Here is a 21,282-nt window from a genome sequence, read left to right as displayed (position 1 = left end):
ACTATTTGATAAACCAAAGCATTTAAATACATTTGCAGAAATAAATAAATTAAGACAATGAATATTCCATCAGAATTAAAATATACTAAAGATCACGAGTGGGTTAAAGTAGAGAACAATATTATTACTATAGGTATTACAGATTTCGCTCAAAGCGAATTAGGCGATATTGTATATGTAGAAGTAGAAACACTTGATGAGACTTTAGAAGCTGAAGAAGTGTTTGGTACAGTTGAAGCTGTAAAAACAGTTTCAGACTTATTTTTACCTATGGCAGGAGAAATTATAGAGTTTAACGAGTCTCTAGAAGACGAGCCAGAAAAAGTAAATTCAGATCCCTATGGAGAAGGCTGGATGGTAAAAGTTAAAATTAACGACACTGCAGACTTAGATGGGTTATTGTCTGCCGAAGACTACAAAGTGCTTATTAGTGCTTAAAAAATTTACTTTTTTAATAAGTATTTTTTATACTTTAACATTATCCGCATTAAGTTTATTTAAGATAAATGATGTTGTAGAAAAGATACCTTCTTTTAACGATAAAGCAGGTCATGCAATTGCGCATTTAATTTTTGTTGTTTTATGGTTTGTAGTTTTTTACTTTAAATTCAACTTAAAATACAATAAGGCTTTAGGTTATGCAGCCCTTTTTTCTTTAGCTTATGGAGTATTAATAGAACTCCTTCAAGAATGGGTCACTGTGAGTAGACAAAGTGAGTATAATGATGTGTTAGCAAATGCTTTAGGAATAGTATTTGCGCTATTACTTTTGTTAAGTATAAAAAAACGCATGTTAAAAAGTAATAATACTTTGCTTTTTTGATAAAGAAATAGTTATTTTAGCGAAGCATAAACAATTTAAATTTATGGAAACAAAGAAAAATCCCAAAGCGAATGTAGGTAGAAATAGCGGCCTTTACTTTGCTGTTGGTATATTGTTAATGTTAGGTCTAACATATACAGCTATCAATTACAAAACATACGATGAGCGTGTTGTAGATAATAGAGCTATAAATGTTGATGATGAATTGGATGAAGAAATTCCAATTACAAATCAAGTACCACCACCACCACCACCACCACCACCACCACCACCACCAACTCCAGAAGTAATTGATGTTGTTGAAGATGAAGAAGAGATTGTGGAAACTGTTATGGAAACTACAGAAACAACACAAGATGAGGTTATTGCTGAGGTTGAAGATATTGAAGTGGAAGAAATTGAAGAAGATGTAGAAGTTAATTTCATGGTTATTGAAAGTGTCCCTATTTTTCCAGGTTGTGAGAAAGGTAACAACGATGACAAGAGAAAATGCATGTCTGCTAAAATAAAGAAGCTTGTTGCTAGAAAATTCGATTTAGATCTTGGGCAAGAATTAGGCCTAGAAGGAAAGCAAAAAATATATGCTCGTTTTACAATTGACAAAGCAGGAAACATTGTTAATGTTAAAACTCGTGGTCCTCATCCAGAATTGGAAAAAGAAGCAAGACGAGTTGTAGGTTTAATACCAAGAATGAAACCTGGTAAACAAAGAGGGAAGCCTGTAAAAGTAACTTTCGATTTACCAATTACTTTTAATGTACAATAAGAATTAATTAATTTTTAAGTGCATAAATTAAAAACCCGATACAAATTTGTATCGGGTTTTTTGGTTTTGGTATGCTTATTGTTTTTTTCTCATAATATTAACATGTAAACTTTAATTATTATGAACAACTCAAAGAAAAGTCACGATCTCGTTCGTCAAAACGAGAAAAACGTGCAAAAATCACAAAAGCACGATGCAAATTTACAAAAAAACTCAACGCTCTACTTTCAAGTAGGCTTAATTTTATGCTTATTGGCCAGTTATGGAGCTCTTGAAATGTCTTTTACTGCAAATGGCAATAACTATGAGCCACCTAAGCAAGAAGTAAAAGAAGATTATGTTTATGTTATGCCAGATTTTGAAATTATTAAAGACGTAAAGCCTAAAGAAAAGCAGAAATTAAAAAAGAGAGTAATCAAAGATCCAGAAATTAAAATTGTAGATAACAATACTAAAACTGCAGAACCTATAGATACTATTATTACAGAGCTAGTACCAGACGATAAAAAGGTTATTATTTCTACAGATGATCCTAGTTTAAATATACCAGATCCAGAAATTGTAGAAAATATTTTAACGGTACAAAAAGTTCCAATTTTTCCAGGATGTGAAGCAGAAACTAATAACGATGGAAGACGTAAATGTCTTGCAGATAAATTAACTAAATTGGTACAAAGAAAATTTGATATAGACGTTGCTTCTGGCTTAGGTTTATCTGGTAAACAAAAAATTTATGTATCGTTTAAAATAAATAAATTAGGTGAAGTTGTAATAATAGGAACTAAAGCCAATCATAAAGATTTAGAAAAAGAAGCCAATCGTGTTATAAGAAAAATACCTAAAATGAAACCTGGTAAAAATAATAATAAGCCAGTAGAAGTATCGTATATGCTTCCAGTACAATTTAATATACTGTAAAAGCAATGCTCCATAGTTAATTTATAACCGTTACTACCAATTGGTAGTAATGGTTTTATTTTTTTAAACTTATAGCTTGAAGAGAAAAAATATTATCTTTCGTGGAAATTAAATGTAAATTACTCTATGAAGTATTATGCTTTCATTTTAATAATTTGTTTTCAATCTTTTGCTTTCGCGCAAGAAAATATAGAAAAGCCACCAATTTTTGATTTGTGTAAAGAAGAAGCATTTGCTAATTTGCAAAAATGTTTCGATACAAAAGTGTTTAATTTACTTTTTGAGAACTATAAGGTTCCAGAGAAAATGACTGTGTCTAACTATAAAGGAGAAATTGTTATTTTATTTAAAGTTGATAAAGATGGTGCATTCAGAACGATTTATATAGATGCTGTTTATCCAGAACTAAAGGCAGAAGCGACAAGAGTTATTAATCAATTTCCAAAAATTGATCCAGCAACATATAATGGTAAGCCAACATATAAGCAATATTCTATAGCCTTAAAAATCCCTTTAGAAGACCAAACTGTTTCTCCTCAAGACTTAGCAATTAAAGCTAAAGAAGAACATCAGTTAAACGTCTTAGAGAAAGCAGCCAAAACCGAATTAGAAAAAGTGAATTTGGCATATAAGCCATACAGTAACAAGGAATACACAAGTCAATTAAACATACCGTTTTCTCACGAGAATTATTCTAGATTCGATCGTGCCACTAATTTAATAGGAACTAATAGTCATACAGCATCAAAGCCATTTGTTTATGAAGATGTTTCAGCATATTATGATTTTGAAGGAGAAAATGAAGCCTTAAAAAAAGAAACACAAACATGGTCTGGTAAGAAACTATGGAACGAACATTTGGTATAATTACAAGGCGAAGATTATTGGTTTACTATAGATCCTATATTCGATTTACAATCAGGTAAAGATACAGACGCAGACTTTAGTAATACCTTTAATAATACAAGAGGTGTTTTTGTTCAAGGAGGTCTAGGTGATAAATTTAGCTTCTCTGCTTCCGTTTACGAAAACCAAGGCTGTTTTGCCCAGTATTTTAATCAATATGCAGAGAGTATTAGCGCGTCAGATAGTCCAGCAATAATTCCTGGACGTGGTATTGCCAAGCGTTTTAAAGAAGATGCATTCGATTATCCAGTTGCAGAAGCTTATTTGTCTTACACACCCTCAAAATTTATAAATGTACAATTTGGTCATGGTAAAAATTTTATTGGTGATGGATACCGTTCTTTGTTACAAAGTGATGTGGTAAGCCCTCATCCTTATTTAAAATTGAACACTAAGTTTTGGAAAATTAAATACACAAATACATATACTTAGCTGAAGGATGTTAGACCAGAAGTTGTAGACGATGGTGCTTATTTAACCAAATATATAGCTAATCATTATTTAAGTTGGAATGTAAACAAACGCTTAAATCTACGAATCTTCGAGTCTGTTATTTGGGCAAACACAAATATTAGAGGTTTCGATATAAATTAGTTGAATCCAATTATTTTCTATCGCGCTATAGAATTTGAAACAGGTCAAGATTCTGGTAATGCTATTGTTGGAGCTTCAGAAAAATATAAAATCAACGATAATTTTAATATATATTCGCAGTTTATTTTAGACGAGTTTTCTTTAAACGATGTTAAAGGAGGTGAAGGCAGTTGGAAAAATAAATTTGGATTGCAACTTGGTGCTAAGTACTATAATGCCTTTAAAGTAAAAGACTTTATGTTGCAAGCCGAATAAAATGCAGTGAGACCTTACACTTATTCGCATAATACAGTTGTTTTAAATTATGCACACAATAACCAACCAATGGCACATCTTTGGGGAGCAAATTTTAGTGAGTTAGTATTAATAGGATGTTACAGAAAATGTAGGTTGTTTGGAGAAGCAAAATTTATTGCAGGTATTCGAGGTTTCGATGTTAACAACGGTATAGATAATTTTAATTATGGTGGCAATATATATAGAGATGAGGTTGATAGACCATTCGATTCTGGTGTTAAAATTGGGCAAGGAATAAAAACAAATACCATTAATGCTAGTGTTCAAGCTGGTTATTTAATAAATCCTGCGTCTAATTTAAAAGTCTTTGCAAATATTAGTTATCGAAATTTTAATCCTGAAGCAGAAACGACTACTGTTTTAAATAATAGTACAGTGTGGTTTAATTTTTGATTACGAACAGACTTATTTAATTGGTATTTTGATTTGTAGAATAGACTTTACAACGTATCTTTGCATAAATTTTTAAGTACTTTTAAAAGCCTTAAAAGCAAAGAAATACATTGAGTACAACAACTACAATAGTAAAACCTTCATTAATTTCAGATTTTAAAGAAATCACGAAAATGCGCTTAGCATTAAGTGTGGTGTTTTCTTCAATAGCAGGATATTTACTTGGTGTAGAAACTGTTGATTTTACTATACTTTTACTTCTAGCTTTAGGTGGCTATTTTATGGTAGGAGCCTCAAACGCTTACAATCAAATAATTGAAAAAGATTTAGATGCTTTAATGGACAGGACTAAAAACCGTCCAATTCCAGCAAGTCGCATGACAGTGCGTACAGCTTTTATTATAGCAACCACTTTCACAATATTAGGTACTGGTATTCTTTATTATATAAATCCGCAAACCGCAATGTTTGGAGCGATTTCTATCTTTTTATACACTTGTGCTTATACACCACTTAAAACAAAAACACCATTAGCTGTATTTGTTGGTGCAATTCCTGGTGCCATACCATTTATGTTGGGTTGGGTAGCAGCAATAGACGATTTTGGAATAGAACCTGGAACGTTATTCGCTTTGCAGTTTTTCTGGCAATTCCCACATTTTTGGGCTATTGGCTGGTTTTTATATCACGATTATAAAAAAGGAGGCTTCTTTATGTTGCCAACAGGAAAGCAAGATAAAGGTACAGCAGTACAAACAATTATGTACACCGTCTGGACTATTATAGTATCTATAGTGCCAGTGTTGGGTGTTACAGGAAAATTACAATTGTCTTATGTAGCAGCTACAATTGTTTTAGGTTTAGGACTTTTTATGCTATACTATGCGATACAGTTATTTAAAAAAATGACAGAAAAAGCAGCCAAGCAATTAATGTTGGCAAGTGTATCTTACATCACATTAATACAAATTATTTACGTATTAGATAAATTTATTAGATAATTATGGATTTAACCCAAGGAACCTTAAAAGAAAAGAACGAACGCGCAAAAAAGATGATGCTATGGTTTGGGCTTATTGCGTTGTTTATGTCTTTTGCAGGATTAACTAGTGCAGTTATAATTAGCCGTACACGACCAGATTGGTCCAAAGAGTTAGAGTTGCCTCAGGTGTTTTTAATAAGTGTTTTTGTAATACTTGCAAGTAGTATAACATATATCTTGGCGCAACTTGCATTAAAAAGCGGAAATAGAGAAAGCACTACTGTTTTTTTGCTTATAAGTTTTTTATTAGGAGTAGTATTTATATTTCTACAGTTTCAAGGCTTTAATGCTTTAATAGACTCTGGATATTATTTTACAGGAGAAACTAGTGATCCTAAAGCGTCATTTATATTTTTAATTGCTTTTTTCCACCTGTTACACGTAGCTGTAGGTTTAATTTGTTTGTTGGTTGTAATTTATAATCATTTTAAACAAAAGTATACACCAGACAATATGCTAGGTATGGAACTTGCAGGAACATTCTGGCATTTTATTGATATACTTTGGCTATTCTTGTATTTATTAATGTATTTTATAGGTTAGAAATACACAAGTTATCAATAAACAGAATTTACTAATCAGATAAAACAAGGCTCAAAAATTACACTTTAACATTTCTTTAGAAGTAGAAAATGATTATTTTTGCGCAATATTTAAAATTAACGAACTCAACTATATGAATACTACAGTTGCAACTACTGGAACAGAAGGTAAAACTTGGGGAGGAGGAAACCAACCTCTAAAAGCAAGTTATGGTAAAATGATGATGTGGTTCTTTATCGTTTCCGATGCCTTAACATTTTCAGGATTTTTAGCTGCTTACGGTTTTTCAAGATTTAAATTTATTAATTCTTGGCCAATAGCAGATGAGGTTTTTACACACGTACCATTTTTTCATGGTAATTATCCAATGATTTATGTAGCGTTTATGACGTTTGTATTAATCATGTCTTCAGTAACTATGGTGTTAGCCGTAGATGCTGGGCACCACATGAATCAGAAAAAAGTTACTTGGTATATGTTTTTAACCGTTATAGGTGGTTTAATTTTCGTTGGCTCTCAAGCCTGGGAATGGAACACATTTATTAAAGGTGAATATGGAGCAGTACAAACAAAAGGCGGTAATATCTTACAATTTGGAGAGTATGTAGATGTAGAAGGTGAACAAAAATTTAAACGTGTAGCTATTGCAGACTTTGCCAAAGTAGCACATGGAGAAAGAACGCAACACCAAAGCAAAAACGGAATATGGTATGAAAGCGAAGGAACGCTTCCAGAATATACTGTAGACGAAGTCTATAGTGGTTTAGCTGCACATGAAAATGTGTTAATAAGAAATCAAATTATAAATGAAGAAGGAGAGAAAACAGTTTTATCTCGTGAAGAGTCATTAAAGCAATTAAAAAATAATGGGAAACTAGTTGTTCATGGAGCAAACTTAAAAGTTAATGAATATGGTTCGCCATTATTTGCAGATTTCTTTTTCTTTATTACAGGTTTCCACGGTTTCCACGTATTCTCTGGAGTGGTAATTAATATTATTGTCTTCTTTAACGTTATTATAGGTACTTACGAAAGACGTAAAAACTATGAAATGGTGGAGAAAGTAGGGTTATATTGGCACTTTGTAGATTTAGTTTGGGTATTTGTATTCACATTCTTCTACTTAGTTTAATAAATAAAGCATTTTAAAAAATGGCACACGAACATAAATTAGAAATATTTAGAGGGTTATGGAAGTTTAAGTCTAACACTCAAAAAATTTGGGGAGTTTTAGCTTTCTTAACTTTTGTAACAATAATTGAAGTTGTTTTAGGTATCTATAAGCCAGAAGCTCTAATGGGACAGATATTAGGTATGAAAGGTCTTAACTGGATTTTTATTATATTAACAATAGTAAAAGCGTATTATATTACTTGGGACTTTATGCACATGAGAGACGAAACTAAAGCGTTAAGGCGTATGGTGGTTTGGACTGGAGTTTTCTTGATTTGCTACTTAGTATTTATACTTTTACAAGAAGGTGGTTATATTGAAAGTGTTTATACTAATGGATTTGTAAAACGAGATTTTTAAATAAAATCTAACGTTAAATAATAGTAAAAGGTGGTTTTTTTAAACCACCTTTTACTATTATTGTAACTCAAATAAATTAAAAATGAGCAAAAAACCAATTAAAAAATACTTTATACTAGGAGTTTTATTTTTTCTTCCGGTTGTTTTTTTACTTATGCTTTATCCATCTACTAACAACTATAATGTACTTGATGTTGTTAAAAAAGACGTTCTAGATCTATCTAACTTATCTTCAGTTACTAACACAGATGTTACATTAAAAGACCATATTACAGTTTTAGGCTTTTTAGGTAGTGATCCAGAATCTAGAATAGTAGAAGCTTCCAATTTAAAAGAATTAGTTTACAATAAATTTAAAGGTTTTAAAAAGTTTCAAATTGTTATGTTGGTAACTTTAGACTCTCAAGATAAAACCAGTAGGTTAATTCAAGAGTTAAATAAATACAGTGAGCATAAATACTGGCATTTTGTTTACGCAAGTGATAGTGATATTAATAAATTATTTAATAGTTTAAAATCTAGTTTGCAACTAGATGCAAAGCTCTCTACAAATAGTGTATTTGTTATAGACAAAGAACTAAACCAACGTGGCCGATTAGACGATAGAACAAAAAAAGAAATAGAGAATGAAGCTCAAGAATACCCGCTAACAGCATACGATTGTTCTGAAGTTTCCATAATAAAGAATAAAATGGCTGCTGAAGATATTCGTGTGCTTTTAGAAGAGTACAGGAAATCTGGAAGAAATAAAATTGATTCTTCTAACAGAAGAGCTAAAGACCTAAATCCTGACAAAGAAACAAATGAATAAAAATAACTACTCTTACATAGGTATTGCATTTATTATTCTATTATTCGGAATTATTTTTATTCCTAAAATAGTTAACAGAGTAAAAAATGATGACGTTACTCGCAACGATAGAATTAGTCTAGGGCAAGACAATAACTTTGAAGATAAAGAAGCCTTAGCTTTTATTGAAATAAACGGAAAGCCTAAAAAAGTACCAGCTTTTAGTTTTACAAATCAAGATGGTAAAACAATTACACAAGACGATTACAAAGGAAAGGTTTATGTGGTAGAGTTCTTTTTTACTACATGCCCAACTATTTGTCCTAGAATGAATAGAAATCTAGTAGATATTCAAAACGTTTTTAAAACTAATAGCGATTTTGGTGTCGCATCTTTTTCTATAACACCAGAGTTAGATGCACCAGAGATTTTAAAAGCCTACGCAAATAAATATGGTATTACTAACCCGAATTGGAATTTAATGACTGGAGATGAAACAGAAATCTATAAACTAGCCAATGTTGGTTTTAATATTTTTGTAGGAAAAGTTGATGATGAAGAGATTGGTTTTGAGCATTCTGGAGATTTTGCTCTAATAGATAAAAACGGCTTTATTCGCTCTAGATTGGATGGTTTTGGAAACCCTAAAATATTTTACAAAGGCATAATTAGTGAGCAAGAAAAAATGGACGAAGATGGTAATGAGCAAGAAATTACAATGCTAAAAGAAGATGTTAAAAAGCTTTTAAACGAGTAACTAAAAAATAGTTACTTCTATTAATTTCGAAGTATAAGAAATTGTATCAATAAGAATTATGAACACACCAGAAAACATAGAAAACGAGAAAAAATACAATAAATGGATAGTTATTCTGTCAATAGTAATTCCTTTAGCTGTAGCAGCACTTATTTTTTTTAAATTAAAAGACTTTGGGTTTGATGTCGAACCATTAACGTTTTTGCCATCAATTTATGCTACCATAAATGGAATAACAGCTATAGTATTAATATTAGCAGTTTTAGCAATTAAAAAAGGAAATAGAAAGTTACACGAAGGTTTAATGAAATTTGCAATCTCTTTATCTGTATTGTTTTTGTTAATGTATATAGTATATCACATGACAACTGATATGATATATTTTGGAGACATAAATCATGATGGAGAGAGAGATTTATCTGAAGCAAAAGAAATTGGCGCACTTTTGTATGTTTATTATTTTATTTTAACAACACATATTTTATTATCTATTGCTGTAATTCCTTTTGTATTAATAACCTATGTAAAAGCAATTACTAATAATATAGAAAGGCATAAAAAAATAGCACGTATTACATTTCCATTATGGCTTTATGTTGCTGTAACTGGTGTTATTGTTTATTTAATGATTTCGCCTTATTATGTATAATGTCATTCAAAGCATTCTGTAATTCAGCGCTCAGCGAAGAATCTCATAACTATGAAAGCAAAAACTCTCTTTTTTCTTTTTTTTCTGTTCTTTTTTATAAAAACAAATGCGCAATGCGCAATGTGTCGAGCTGTATTAGAAAACGAAGAAGGTCAAGGTGCAGCACAAAGTATAAATGATGGTATTATTTATTTAATGGCAATACCATACATATTAGTTTTTAGTGTCGGCTTTGCTATCTATTGGAAGTATTTTAGAACCAAGAAAAAGAAGTAAACCTTTTAAACATTAATTTCAAATAGAAAGTCTTTTAAGGTTTTATTTGAGAGAAATTAATCTTGTTTAATAGCTTAAAATGTAGTCTAAGTCCTTCAAAATGCTTTAATTATTATCTTTTAACAATTTTTTTAGACAATTAATGTAACAAATAAAGTCCTTTGTAGTCTAATGGATATGATGTAGTAAACATCAATCAAAAAAATCAACCACTATGCTTAAAATAAATAAGCTACACAAGTCTTACCCAATAGGCAATACTAGTTTGCATGTATTAAAAGGAATTGATCTTTTTGTTGAGGCAGGAGAAATGGTAGCTATAATGGGTTCTTCGGGATCAGGAAAATCTACCTTACTTAATATTATTGGAATGCTAGATGAAGCAGACGAAGGAGAATATGTTTTAGATAATGTGCCAATTAAGAATCTTACAGAGAAAAAAGCAGCTATTTATCGTAACAAGTTTTTAGGCTTCATTTTTCAATCTTTCAACCTTATAAATTATAAGAACGCTCTAGATAACGTTGCTTTACCACTTTACTATCAAGGTATAAAAAGAAAAGAACGTATTGATAAAGCGTTATTTCACTTAGAGAAAGTAGGTTTAAAAGATTGGGCAACACATTTGCCTAACGAGCTTTCTGGAGGACAAAAACAACGTGTAGCCATTGCAAGAGCACTTGCTGCAGATCCAAAATTATTACTTGCTGATGAACCTACAGGTGCATTAGACACAAAAACATCTCACGAAATTATGGACTTTATCCAGTCGCTTAACGATGAAGGTAAAACCATATTAATGGTAACTCACGAAGAGGATATTGCAAATATGTGTAAGCGTATTGTAAGACTAAAAGATGGTGTTATTATGGAAGATATATTTGTAAATCAAGTAAGAGCTTCCCCAATATGTTTGATATAGATCTCTGGAGAGAAATTTTCCAAAGTATTAATATGAATAAAACCAGAACACTACTTTCTGGTTTTACAGTTACTTTTGCTATTCTCTTATTTGCTTTATTGTTTGGTATAACAAACGGTCTATTAAATACTTTCGATTCTGCATTTGCAGACGATGCTAAGAATTCTATTTTTATTCGTTCTGGAAAAACATCTAAAGCTAGTAATGGTTTACAAGCAGGAAGACAAATTCAATTTGAAAATGCAGATCAAGAATGGGTAGAAGAAGAGTTTGGAGATAAAGTACAATATATTTCTTCTCGTATTTACCTTAATGTCACTGCAACTTTTAGAAACGAAAAAAGTACTAATACTGTTAGAGCTGTAAATCCAGACCATCAGTATTTAGAAAATACCATGGTAAACTACGGTCGTTACATAAACGAGTCAGACGTTAAAAACAAAACCAAGGTTGTTGTTATTGGACGTTTAGTTGAAGAAGATTTATTTTTAAAAACAACAGCAATTGGTAAATACATAAACCTCAATGGTATACAATATAAAGTAGTGGGTGTTTTTAGTGATGATGGTGGAGATAATGAAGAACGAATGATTTATATGCCTGTATCTACAGCGCAACAAATTTATGGTAATAACGATCACATCGATCAAATAAACTTAACCTATAATCCAGAAATGGACTATGATGAAGCCATTAGTTTTAGTAGTATACTTAGCAAAAAAATGAAAGAGCGTTTTATGGTTTCTCAAAACGATCAACGTGCCATTAGAGTTAGAAATCTTGCTAACGAATCTAAAGCCGTAAACCAAATGACGTTTATTTTAAGTATTCTAGTATTAATCATTGGTTTTGGTACTTTAATAGCAGGAATAGTTGGTATAAGTAATATCATGATTTTTATTGTAAAAGAACGTACCAAAGAAATAGGTATTCGTAAAGCCTTAGGCGCAGCGCCAAAATCTATTGTATTAATTATTCTTTTAGAATCTATATTAATTACAATTATTGCAGGATTTTTAGGCTTGTTTTTAGGAATGGGAATATTAGAATTAATAGCTCCAAGCCTAGAAAAATACTTTATTAAAGATCCTTATGTAAGCTTAAACTTAGTTATTGCTGCAACTTTTACTTTGATTTTTGCAGGAGGACTTGCAGGTTATTTACCAGCAAAAAAAGCATCGAGAATTAAACCAATTGTAGCACTAAGAAAGTATTAATTATGATAAAATTTTTATTCGAAAGAGATACATGGCAAGAGGTTTTCGATAGTTTAGGTAAAAACAAACTAAGAACAGGCTTGACTATGGTTGGAGTTTGGTGGGGAATTTTATTACTAATTACTTTACTAGGTTCTGCAAAAGGTATAGAAAACTCCTTTAATAGACTTTTTGGAAGTTTTGCAACAAACAGTGTTTTTGTTTGGGCTCAAAGTACAAGTAAACCTTTTAAAGGATTTCAAGAAGGCAGACAAGTGCAACTTAAAATTACGGATGCCAAAAAGATTGAAGAAAATGTAGAGGGAATAGAGTTTGTACTGCCAAGAAATCAGAGTTCTGCTCTAGTAATTCATAAGTTTCTCTCAGGTAATTTTGGAGTCAATGGAGATTACCCATTATTAGATCAGGTTCAAAAAAAGAAAATGATTCAAGGTCGTTTTATTAACCAAACCGATATCGACCAGAATAGAAAAGTAGTTGTTATATCTGAAGAAATATACAAACAACTTTTTGAAAAAGATGCAGAAATGATTGGTGAATACATTCAACTAAATGGTATGAATTTTAAGGTTGTTGGTATGTTTGAAACAGGAAATGCAAACATGGGACCATCAAGCGATATTCATATTCCCTTTACAACATTTCAGCAAATATATAATATGGGAGAAAATATTGGTTGGATGATGATTACCGGAAAACCAGAATACGATATTTCTCAAATAGAATCTGATGCCAAATTACTTTTAAGAAATTTAAATAAAGTACACCCAGAAGACAATCGTGCTTTTGGTAGTTTTAATCTAGGAAAAGAGTTTGCCAAAATAACAGGCTTTTTAACAGGAATGCAGTTTTTAACATGGTTTGTTGGAATAGCAACCTTATTTGCTGGAGTATTTGCAATAGGAAACATTCTTTTAATTACAGTAAAAGAAAGAACCAAAGAAATTGGTGTGCGTCGTGCACTAGGTGCAACACCATTCGAAATTAAAAGACAAGTTATTTTAGAAGCAGTATTTATTACATTAATAGCAGGTTTATTAGGAATTATAAATGGTGGCTCCATACTTATTTTAATAGATACTTTATATGGGCAAGGCACAGATGCTGTATTAGTAAATGCATCTGTATCTATTGGTGTTGTATTTATAGCACTAATAATATTAATTGTACTAGGAACTTTAATAGGTTTAATACCAGCGTTTAAAGCAACAAGTGTAAAACCTATAGATGCCTTAAGAGAAGAATAAAAAAGCAATCAAAATAAAAAACGAAGCGAATAGCTTTAAAACCAACTGACAAAAATTAAATTTAAAAATGAAAAAAGCATTAAAAATTATCGTAGGATTAGGATTGCTTGTAGCACTTATATTTGTGCTTAAGTACTTTAAAGATTCTAACTCTAAATCTGTTGAAGATTTTAAAACAGCAGTACCTTTTTACACTTCTATTAACACAAAAACAGTTGCAACAGGAAAATTAAACCCTGAAGAAGAGGTAGAGTTAAAGCCTCAAATTTCTGGAATTATCGATAAGATAATGGTAGAAGAAGGAGACTTAGTTAAAAAAGGAGAAGTAATTGCAAAAATTAGAGTAGTGCCAAACGAGCAAAGTTTAGTTGGTGCAAATGGACAAATAGCTTCTGCTAAATTAGCATACAATAACTCTAAAACCATTTACGATAGAAATAAAGCTTTGTTTGATAAAGGTATAATCTCTAGACAAGATTTCGAGAATAGTGAATTAGCATTAAACCAATCTAACGAGACTTTACGTCAAGCACAAAACAATTACCAAATTATAAAAAGAGGTTCACTTTCTGGAGGAGGCTCTGCCAACACTAATATTGTTGCACTTATACCAGGAACTATTTTAGAGATTCCTGTAAGAGAAGGAGATCAAGTTATTGAGAGTAATAACTTTAATGCTGGAACTACAATTGCTACAATTGCAGATATGAGTAAAATGATTTTTGAAGGAAAAGTAGATGAGGCAGAAGTAGGAAAGCTAGAAGAAGGAAAAGAGATTAAAGTTATTTTAGGAGCTATGGGAGAAAAAGAATTTCCAGCAAAATTAACTTTTGTTGCACCTAAGGGTATGGAAGAAAATGGAGCAGTACAGTTTACTATAAAAGCAGATGTTGAAGTAGAACAGTCTACTAAAATTAGAGCTGGATATAGTGCAAATGCAGAAATAGAAATGGAGTCTAAAGACAGTGTAATGGTTATTAAAGAATCATTATTACAGTTCAATAGAATTACAGAAAAACCTTTTGTTGAGTTAGAAATTGGTGATGGACAGTTTGAAAAGAAAAATGTAGAGCTTGGTCTTTCAGATGGGATTAACGTAGAAATTACAGAAGGTGTAAAAGAAGGCGATAAAATCAAGGTTTGGAACAAGGCCTCTAAAGAAGATAATGATGATTAATAATATTAAAATACTTACTCTAGGCTTATTACTTAGTTTTTCGACTTATAGTTTTAGTCAAAATAAGATATGGACCTTACAAGAGTGTGTAAATCATGCACTAGAAAACAACATTTCTGTAGTACAGGCTCAAAATACACTGTTATTAAACGAGCAGGATATAAAAGCAGCTAAAGGCTCTTTTTTACCAACAGTTAGTGGTAATGCAGGACACAACATTGGTATTGGTACACAACGTATTGATATTGGTGCAACTCAAGTAGTTATTGATAGAACATCACATAATACAAATTTTGGAGTTGGTGCAAATCAAACTATTTTTAATGGCTTTAGGTTAACAAACCTATATAAGCAATCGGAATTAAGTTTAGAAACAAACACACTAGAATTGCAACGTATTAAAGATGATATTTCATTAAATGTGGTGAACTCATACCTTAATATTCTCTTTAATAAAGAGAATTTAGAGACCGCAAATGCGCAATACCAGTTTTCTAAAAAGCAATTAAATCAAGTGCAGGAGTTAGTAGATGCAGGTGTACAACCAAAAGCAAATATTTACGATGCACAAGCAACTTTAAGTCGCGACTTGCAAAGCGTTACTGTTGCAGAAAATAGTTATGAATTATCATTACTAACATTATCACAATTATTGCAAGTAGAGTTTAATGGTTTTGATGTTGAAGTTATTGATGTTAATGACCCTTCTGCAGAATTAATGTACAAAGATGTTACTCCAATTCTAGATTATGCTTACAGTAACAGAAGTGAAATTAAAGTAGCCGAGAAAAATATAGAGAGTGCAAAAATTGGAACAGAGATTTCAAAAAGTGGATTTTCACCAAGAGTTACTGGTAGTTATAATTTTGGAACTAATGCTTTCTTTACCAATGTAAATAGAAATGAAGATCCTTTTTTTACACAATTAAACGACCAGAAAGGACATAGTTTTGGTTTAAACGTTAGTGTGCCAATTTTTTCAGGATACCAAAATAAAACAGCAGTAGCAAAATCTGAAATTCAAGAACAAAATGCATTATTACGTTTAGAGCAAACTAAATTGGCACTTGAGGCAAATATTCAACGTGCTTTTACAGATGCAAAATCTGCACTAAGAGCATACGAGGCTGCGAAATCGTCTTTAGAATCTCAAGAATTAGCATTTGGTAATGCAGAACAGCGATATAATATTGGTGTTATGAATGCTTTCGATTTAGAACAATCTAGATTAAGGTTAGTAAATGCAGAAGCTTCATTAATTAATGCTAAATATGATTTTGTTTTTAAAACAAAAGTGTTAGATTTCTACCTTGGAAAACCAATAACTCAATAAACTTTGGCTTTAATACTAAATATAGAAACGTCTACAACAAATTGCTCTGTCTCACTATCTAAAAATGGTGAGACTTTGCATTTAAAAGAAGATTACAGTAGCAATTATTCTCATGCAGAACGTTTGCATGTTTTTATAGATGATACTCTTAGCAATGCTAAAATAGACCGTTCGCAATTAAATGCCATTGCAGTTAGCAAAGGTCCTGGCTCTTATACTGGTTTACGAATAGGTGTGTCGGCTGCAAAAGGTTTGTGTTATGCATTAGATATTCCATTAATTTCAATTTCTACTTTAGAGGCATTAGCACATCAAGTTAAAGTAGATAATGGTGTTGTTGTGCCAATGCTTGACGCAAGGCGTATGGAAGTGTACTCTGCTATTTTCTCTTCAGAATTTGAACAAATCAGAACCATTGAAGCTCAAATTTTAGACGAAACTTCTTTTGAAGAATATTTATCTAGAGGTAAAGTTTACTTTGTAGGAAACGGAGTTGAAAAAACAAAAGGATTGTTAACGCATGTAAATGCTGTTTTTATAGAAGGTAAATTACCATCTGCAAATCAAATGAGTAAACTCGCCTATTTAAAGTACAAAAAGAGTGACACCGAAGATGTCGCTTATTTTGAACCTTATTACCTTAAAGATTTTGTAGCACTAAAGCCTAAGCCTAAAAAATAATTAAGCTTCTTTTTGTATTTCTACTGCATGTGGATAAGGTATTTCTATTCCAGCAGCATCTAGTGCTTCTTTTGTAGTTTCAAAGTATACATCCCAGTAATGTTCTACTTTACACCAAGGTCTCACTGCAAAGTTTATAGAACTATCTGCTAATTCAAGAACATTTACTGTTGGAGCAGGCTCTGTTAGCACTTTAGGATTGTCTTTTAGTACCTTCATTAAAACAGCTTTAGCTTCTTTAATATCAGAATCGTAACCAAGATCAAAAACTAAATCAACTCTTCGTGTTCCATCTGTAGAATAGTTAATAATGTTTCCGTTAGATAATGCTCCATTAGGAATAATAATTTCACTATTAGATAATCCAGTAAGTTTTGTAGTAAATATTTCAATTTCTTTTACAACACCCACTTCTCCTTGAGATTCAATTAAATCACCTACTTTAATTGGTTTGAAAAGCATAATTAAAACACCTCCAGCAAAATTACCTAAAGATCCTTGTAAAGCCAGACCTATTGCTAAACCAGCAGCAGCTATAATTGCAGCAAAAGAAGCTGTTTGAATGCCCATTGTGCCCAAAATAATTACGATTAACACAATTTTTAGTATCCAACTAATTAAGTTTATAAGGAATTTTTTTAGACTAGGATCATATTTAGCCTTGTCCATAGACCTATTAATCCCTTTTCTAATATATTTAATAATAAATGCACCAACTATCCATATCACTATTGCTAATAATACTTTAGGTGTAAATTTTAGAAGGAGTTCGTAACCTCTATCTATCCATAATTTATTTTTAATATTTAATTATTTTGCGAAATTAAAGCTTTTCTTTTTTTTAAGATTTAAAGAAGTATATTTTTTGTTCTGATTTTAAAGCATCAATATGCTAATAAAAATAATAAAAGAGTAAGTATAGCTGGTACAGATTGAAAATAGAAAAGTTAATTTTTTTTTGTAGAATAAGCTCCATAAATACCAGCTATTATTACACAACTTAAAAAGAAAATTAGTGTGTTTTCATTTTCAACAAGTAAACCAAAAATTAGCCCAGCAGATAGGAATCCATTATACAAACCTTGGTTTGCTGCAAGTACTTTTGTTTTTTCTGCAAACGCTTTGCTTTCTAAACCAAACGTTTTTATTCCTTTTGGTGAAGTCCATAAAAACATATCAAGTATTAAAAAGTATATATGTAACAATGCTACAAAAACAACAAGTGCATACATTAGTTCTTTCATAATTATTAGATGTTAAATTAATAGCTCCATTTACATCATTTAGAGGTGTTTTATAAGCTAAGGTTTCATATTAAAATTTTTTGTATTCAATTATATGTCGCTAATTGTAAGCCACATAGCCTATTTTTATAATAATTATAGTTTTTTGTGTTTTTGTTTTGTGCTTAACAATTAGTTAATAAAAGATAAAAATTAGGTTAAAACGTTTTATCATAAAAGATGTTAAACATTTATTGTATAAAAATACATTTAATTTTAGATTAGGTAGGAATAAAGCGATATTGATTGTTATATGATATAACAGTCAACATATTTTATACAAAGAAAAGTACAATTTTAAGGTTATTAGGTCTATTGATTACTGTAATTTTAAGTATTATTGTACATTGCCTTATATGTAATAAAAACCATTTATAATGAAGCACTTTACCCTGGTACTACTCTTATTGTTTTGTACAACTACTATTTTTGCACAAGATGTGTTAATGCAAAACGGAACAGTTAATCAATGTTCTGGTATATTATACGATTCTGGTGGAGCTACAGGTTCTTATTCAGATAACGAAAATTTTGTTTTAACTATTTGTCCAGATGGTCCAGATCAATTTATACAATTAGATTTTTCTTTTTTTGGAACTCAAGGGATTCCTGGAAATCCAATAGATATATTAACTATTTATGATGGAGATGATACAACTTTTCCAGTTATTGGAACATATTCAGGAGGTGGGGCTCAAGTAGGTTTAAATATCGTTTCAGCATCTACAACAAGTGCTACAGGTTGTATAACTTTAGAATTTATTAGTGATGGTTCTGGTAATACTACAGGTTGGGTTGCAGAAATTTCTTGCTTGCAATCCTGTCAAACAATAACACCAACAATAGACTCTACAGTTCCTGCAGTAAATGGTTTTGGAAATGTGCAAATACCAGTTGGTGGTTCAGTAGATTTTGAAGGAAGTGCTACATTTTCCGAAGATGGAACTGGCGCAACATCTAGTTGGAATTTTGGTGATGGTACTGGTGCAGTTAATGGAGATATGGCTAGTCATCAATTTAACACTATAGGTACATTTACAACAACATATACTGTTACAGATACCAATCCTACAGGATGCTCAGAATTTGTTACAATAACAATAGAGGTTTTAAGTCCTTATATTGATGTAGATATAACAACTTATAATGCAACACAACTAGTTGAAGATGTCTTAATTGATAGTCCATGTGCAGCAGTCTCAAATATTATTTCTAGTTCTGGAAATGATTTTGGAACTGTTAATGGAATTGGTTCTTTTACAGCAATACCAGGAGCTTTTGGTTTTGAAGCTGGAATAATATTGTCTTCTGGAGCAGCAGTAGATGCCGAAGGTCCTGAATCTGGAACCCAAAGTGGAGGTAATGGAGCTTGGCAAGGAGATGCGGATTTAGAGGCGCAAATTGGTGGTGCAGATACTAATAACGCTTCTTTTCTTCAGTTTGATTTTGTTCCAATAGCAAGTACAATAAGTTTTGATTTTATTTTTGCTTCAGAGGAATATGGTTTTTATCAATGTCAATTTACTGATGCTTTTGCGTTTTTGCTTACAGATCAAATTACTGGTGTTACAACAAATCTAGCCTTAGTTCCAGGTACAACAGACGTAGTCACAGTTTTTACAGTTAGAGATAACGCTTGGAATGGAAATTGCCCATCTGCGAATCCTACATTTTTTGATTCTTACTATGGAGCTGGAGGTGAGCCTGCAGCTAATAATCCTACAAATTTCTTAGGCTATACAACACCAATGACAGCCTTTTCTAATGTGATTCCTAACAACCTGTACACTATCAAATTAGTTGTTGCAGATGCTGGAGACACAGCTTTTGATGCTGCTGTTTTTCTTGGTGCAGGAACTTTTAGTTTAGGAGGAGAGTTAGGTGATGATATTACTATTAGTGCCGGTACAGCAGATTGCCAAGGAACAGTAATTACACTAGATACAAATTTACCTACAGCAACTCATACTTGGTTTTTTAATGGAGCTGTAATACCTGGTGAAACAGGTTCTATAATAGATGTTACAGAAGAAGGGACTTATTCAGTAGATATTGTTTTTTCTCAAACATGTCAAGCTTCAGATAGTATCTTTATTGAGTTTATTCCAGGTCCAGAAATTCAATCAATTACAGATTTAACAGAATGTAATAATGGAAGTGGTACTGTTATTTTTGATTTAACTGAAAATGAGACAACCGCTATAGGAACTCAAGACCCAGCTACTGTTATGGTAACTTTTCATAATTCTCTGTTAGAAGTGGGCACTGGTGCAAATCCAATTCTTAATCCAGATGCTTACAACGGAACAGATGGAGAGATTATTTATATTAGAATTGATGATGTTCAATCTGGAACATGCTTTGATACAGATATATTTTTATTAGAATATTTAAACATTTCGTTAAATCCTGCTCCAGATATGGAAGTTTGTGATGATTTTTTAAATGATGGTTTCGAATCTTTTGATTTAGCATCTCAGGATATAGCAATACTTGGCACTCAGGTTCCTGCAGATTTTAATGTTACTTATTATTTAGATTTTGTAGATGCAGATGCAGGAACAGGTTCACTTACTAGTCCATATTCTAATACTTTAAATAATCCTCAACCTATTTTTGTTAGAATAGAAAGTGTTCAAGATCCCTTATGTTATATTGCTTCTCCAAATGCAGTATTTAATTTAATTGTAAACCCTAGAGCTATTGCAACACAGCCTTTAGATATAGAAACGTGTGATGACCCAACTAACGATGGTGTTGAGGTTTTCGATTTAACAGCACTGGAGCCTGCTATTTTAAACGGTCAAGACCCAACCAATTTTACTGTTTCATTTTATGTTTTACAAACAGATGTTGCTACATCAACAGACCCTATTCTTACACCAGAAGCATACCCTAATATCAGTATTCTACAAACAATTTACGTAAGAGTTGATGATATCATGAATCCTACATGTTATGCGGAAACTAGTTTTACAATTACAGTTAATTCGTTCGACGATTCCACTTTCACCATGCAACCAACCTGTGATGGCGCAACCGTAGATTCTGTTATTACACCAGGAGGTGTTTATGTTTTCAATCCATTACCAACCGATGGCGCTTTAATAGATGCTGCTATAGGTACTATAACAA

At 31.5% G+C, this 21,282-nt stretch carries 24 protein-coding genes; 22 read left to right on the top strand and 2 right to left on the bottom strand.

Annotated features, from left to right (window positions below; translation table 11 throughout):
• Positions 1–57: 57 nt before the first annotated feature.
• The 21 genes from gcvH (at position 58) to tsaB (ending at position 16,864) form a co-directional block, all read left to right on the top strand.
• Entirely contained in the window at positions 58–438 is a 381-nt protein-coding gene (gene gcvH / locus QNK89_RS06520; protein ID WP_340170212.1) for a glycine cleavage system protein GcvH, read from the top strand.
• Positions 431–823, top strand: a complete 393-nt coding sequence (locus QNK89_RS06515) for a VanZ family protein (RefSeq protein WP_340170211.1) — start codon at positions 431–433, stop codon at positions 821–823. Before gcvH ends, QNK89_RS06515 begins: the two co-directional genes overlap by 8 nt.
• Positions 824–866: 43 nt before the next feature.
• Positions 867–1,589 (top strand): energy transducer TonB, encoded by a 723-nt coding sequence (locus tag QNK89_RS06510; protein WP_340170210.1) that lies wholly within the window; start codon positions 867–869, stop codon positions 1,587–1,589.
• 120 nt (positions 1,590–1,709) lie between these two features.
• Entirely contained in the window at positions 1,710–2,507 is a 798-nt protein-coding gene (locus QNK89_RS06505; RefSeq protein WP_340170209.1) for an energy transducer TonB, read from the top strand.
• Positions 2,508–2,633: 126 nt separating this feature from the next.
• Positions 2,634–3,374 (top strand): hypothetical protein, encoded by a 741-nt coding sequence (locus tag QNK89_RS06500; RefSeq protein ID WP_340170208.1) that lies wholly within the window; start codon positions 2,634–2,636, stop codon positions 3,372–3,374.
• Positions 3,375–4,007: 633 nt separating this feature from the next.
• On the top strand, positions 4,008–4,262 hold the full coding sequence (locus tag QNK89_RS06495; RefSeq protein WP_340170207.1) for a hypothetical protein: 255 nt from the start codon (positions 4,008–4,010) through the stop codon (positions 4,260–4,262).
• Between the two features lie 6 nt (positions 4,263–4,268).
• The gene (locus QNK89_RS06490) at positions 4,269–4,697 is read left to right on the top strand and encodes a hypothetical protein (protein WP_340170206.1); all 429 of its coding nucleotides are present in this window, start codon (positions 4,269–4,271) and stop codon (positions 4,695–4,697) included.
• Positions 4,698–4,807: 110 nt separating this feature from the next.
• A complete protein-coding gene (gene cyoE, locus QNK89_RS06485) occupies positions 4,808–5,698 on the top strand; it encodes a heme o synthase (RefSeq protein ID WP_340170205.1) in 891 nt (296 codons plus the stop codon).
• Between the two features lie 2 nt (positions 5,699–5,700).
• Positions 5,701–6,282, top strand: a complete 582-nt coding sequence (locus QNK89_RS06480) for a cytochrome c oxidase subunit 3 (RefSeq protein ID WP_340170204.1) — start codon at positions 5,701–5,703, stop codon at positions 6,280–6,282.
• Between the two features lie 133 nt (positions 6,283–6,415).
• The gene (locus QNK89_RS06475) at positions 6,416–7,414 is read left to right on the top strand and encodes a cytochrome c oxidase subunit 3 (protein ID WP_340170203.1); all 999 of its coding nucleotides are present in this window, start codon (positions 6,416–6,418) and stop codon (positions 7,412–7,414) included.
• A gap of 20 nt (positions 7,415–7,434) precedes the next feature.
• Complete coding sequence (locus tag QNK89_RS06470; RefSeq protein WP_340170202.1) at positions 7,435–7,815, top strand: cytochrome C oxidase subunit IV family protein; 381 nt, start codon at positions 7,435–7,437, stop codon at positions 7,813–7,815.
• Positions 7,816–7,897: 82 nt separating this feature from the next.
• Positions 7,898–8,626 (top strand): hypothetical protein, encoded by a 729-nt coding sequence (locus QNK89_RS06465; protein ID WP_340170201.1) that lies wholly within the window; start codon positions 7,898–7,900, stop codon positions 8,624–8,626.
• Complete coding sequence (locus tag QNK89_RS06460) at positions 8,619–9,362, top strand: SCO family protein (protein ID WP_340170200.1); 744 nt, start codon at positions 8,619–8,621, stop codon at positions 9,360–9,362. The genes QNK89_RS06465 and QNK89_RS06460 overlap by 8 nt, the downstream gene beginning before the upstream one ends.
• 58 nt (positions 9,363–9,420) lie before the next feature.
• Positions 9,421–10,011 (top strand): DUF420 domain-containing protein, encoded by a 591-nt coding sequence (locus tag QNK89_RS06455; protein ID WP_340170199.1) that lies wholly within the window; start codon positions 9,421–9,423, stop codon positions 10,009–10,011.
• A gap of 51 nt (positions 10,012–10,062) precedes the next feature.
• On the top strand, positions 10,063–10,287 hold the full coding sequence (locus QNK89_RS06450; RefSeq protein WP_340170198.1) for a hypothetical protein: 225 nt from the start codon (positions 10,063–10,065) through the stop codon (positions 10,285–10,287).
• 214 nt (positions 10,288–10,501) lie between these two features.
• Entirely contained in the window at positions 10,502–11,209 is a 708-nt protein-coding gene (locus QNK89_RS06445) for an ABC transporter ATP-binding protein (protein WP_340170197.1), read from the top strand.
• Entirely contained in the window at positions 11,197–12,426 is a 1,230-nt protein-coding gene (locus QNK89_RS06440; RefSeq protein ID WP_340170196.1) for an ABC transporter permease, read from the top strand. Before QNK89_RS06445 ends, QNK89_RS06440 begins: the two co-directional genes overlap by 13 nt.
• Positions 12,427–12,428: 2 nt before the next feature.
• The gene (locus QNK89_RS06435; protein WP_340170195.1) at positions 12,429–13,673 is read left to right on the top strand and encodes an ABC transporter permease; all 1,245 of its coding nucleotides are present in this window, start codon (positions 12,429–12,431) and stop codon (positions 13,671–13,673) included.
• A 67-nt stretch (positions 13,674–13,740) separates the two neighbouring features.
• Complete coding sequence (locus QNK89_RS06430; RefSeq protein ID WP_340170194.1) at positions 13,741–14,850, top strand: efflux RND transporter periplasmic adaptor subunit; 1,110 nt, start codon at positions 13,741–13,743, stop codon at positions 14,848–14,850.
• Positions 14,840–16,183, top strand: coding sequence for a TolC family protein (locus QNK89_RS06425; protein ID WP_340170193.1), 1,344 nt, complete (start codon positions 14,840–14,842; stop codon positions 16,181–16,183). The genes QNK89_RS06430 and QNK89_RS06425 overlap by 11 nt, the downstream gene beginning before the upstream one ends.
• A gap of 3 nt (positions 16,184–16,186) precedes the next feature.
• Positions 16,187–16,864, top strand: a complete 678-nt coding sequence (tsaB, locus tag QNK89_RS06420; protein ID WP_340170192.1) for a tRNA (adenosine(37)-N6)-threonylcarbamoyltransferase complex dimerization subunit type 1 TsaB — start codon at positions 16,187–16,189, stop codon at positions 16,862–16,864.
• Here tsaB and QNK89_RS06415 read toward each other — a convergent pair whose 3' ends face one another.
• Both QNK89_RS06415 and QNK89_RS06410 read right to left on the bottom strand, forming a co-directional pair.
• Entirely contained in the window at positions 16,865–17,668 is an 804-nt protein-coding gene (locus tag QNK89_RS06415; RefSeq protein ID WP_340170224.1) for a mechanosensitive ion channel domain-containing protein, read from the bottom strand.
• A gap of 143 nt (positions 17,669–17,811) precedes the next feature.
• On the bottom strand, positions 17,812–18,108 hold the full coding sequence (locus QNK89_RS06410) for a DUF1304 domain-containing protein (RefSeq protein WP_340170191.1): 297 nt from the start codon (positions 18,106–18,108) through the stop codon (positions 17,812–17,814).
• A gap of 416 nt (positions 18,109–18,524) precedes the next feature.
• On the opposite strand from QNK89_RS06410, the gene QNK89_RS06405 reads away from it, so the two are divergent.
• The coding region (locus QNK89_RS06405; protein WP_340170190.1) for a choice-of-anchor L domain-containing protein at positions 18,525–21,282 on the top strand (2,758 nt) is incomplete at its 3' end.

This window comes from Lacinutrix sp., assembly GCF_037625555.1.
In the GTDB taxonomy this organism is placed as follows: Bacteria; Bacteroidota; Bacteroidia; order Flavobacteriales; family Flavobacteriaceae; genus Lacinutrix.
The sequence above is the reverse complement of the archived record's forward strand: the minus strand, read 5'-3'. Positions and strand labels throughout refer to the sequence as shown.

What these genes read in the sequence shown, in the direction of transcription:
- gcvH (WP_340170212.1), top strand. Translation starts at nt 58, where the DNA reads ATGAATATTCCATCAGAATTAAAATATACTAAAGATCACGAGTGGGTT.
- QNK89_RS06510 (WP_340170210.1), top strand. Translation starts at nt 867, where the DNA reads ATGGAAACAAAGAAAAATCCCAAAGCGAATGTAGGTAGAAATAGCGGC.
- QNK89_RS06505 (WP_340170209.1), top strand. Translation starts at nt 1,710, where the DNA reads ATGAACAACTCAAAGAAAAGTCACGATCTCGTTCGTCAAAACGAGAAA.
- QNK89_RS06500 (WP_340170208.1), top strand. Translation starts at nt 2,634, where the DNA reads ATGAAGTATTATGCTTTCATTTTAATAATTTGTTTTCAATCTTTTGCT.
- QNK89_RS06480 (WP_340170204.1), top strand. Translation starts at nt 5,701, where the DNA reads ATGGATTTAACCCAAGGAACCTTAAAAGAAAAGAACGAACGCGCAAAA.
- QNK89_RS06475 (WP_340170203.1), top strand. Translation starts at nt 6,416, where the DNA reads ATGAATACTACAGTTGCAACTACTGGAACAGAAGGTAAAACTTGGGGA.
- QNK89_RS06470 (WP_340170202.1), top strand. Translation starts at nt 7,435, where the DNA reads ATGGCACACGAACATAAATTAGAAATATTTAGAGGGTTATGGAAGTTT.
- QNK89_RS06465 (WP_340170201.1), top strand. Translation starts at nt 7,898, where the DNA reads ATGAGCAAAAAACCAATTAAAAAATACTTTATACTAGGAGTTTTATTT.
- QNK89_RS06460 (WP_340170200.1), top strand. Translation starts at nt 8,619, where the DNA reads ATGAATAAAAATAACTACTCTTACATAGGTATTGCATTTATTATTCTA.
- QNK89_RS06455 (WP_340170199.1), top strand. Translation starts at nt 9,421, where the DNA reads ATGAACACACCAGAAAACATAGAAAACGAGAAAAAATACAATAAATGG.
- QNK89_RS06450 (WP_340170198.1), top strand. Translation starts at nt 10,063, where the DNA reads ATGAAAGCAAAAACTCTCTTTTTTCTTTTTTTTCTGTTCTTTTTTATA.
- QNK89_RS06445 (WP_340170197.1), top strand. Translation starts at nt 10,502, where the DNA reads ATGCTTAAAATAAATAAGCTACACAAGTCTTACCCAATAGGCAATACT.
- QNK89_RS06440 (WP_340170196.1), top strand. Translation starts at nt 11,197, where the DNA reads ATGTTTGATATAGATCTCTGGAGAGAAATTTTCCAAAGTATTAATATG.
- QNK89_RS06435 (WP_340170195.1), top strand. Translation starts at nt 12,429, where the DNA reads ATGATAAAATTTTTATTCGAAAGAGATACATGGCAAGAGGTTTTCGAT.
- QNK89_RS06430 (WP_340170194.1), top strand. Translation starts at nt 13,741, where the DNA reads ATGAAAAAAGCATTAAAAATTATCGTAGGATTAGGATTGCTTGTAGCA.
- QNK89_RS06425 (WP_340170193.1), top strand. Translation starts at nt 14,840, where the DNA reads ATGATGATTAATAATATTAAAATACTTACTCTAGGCTTATTACTTAGT.
- QNK89_RS06410 (WP_340170191.1), bottom strand. Translation starts at nt 18,108, where the DNA reads ATGAAAGAACTAATGTATGCACTTGTTGTTTTTGTAGCATTGTTACAT.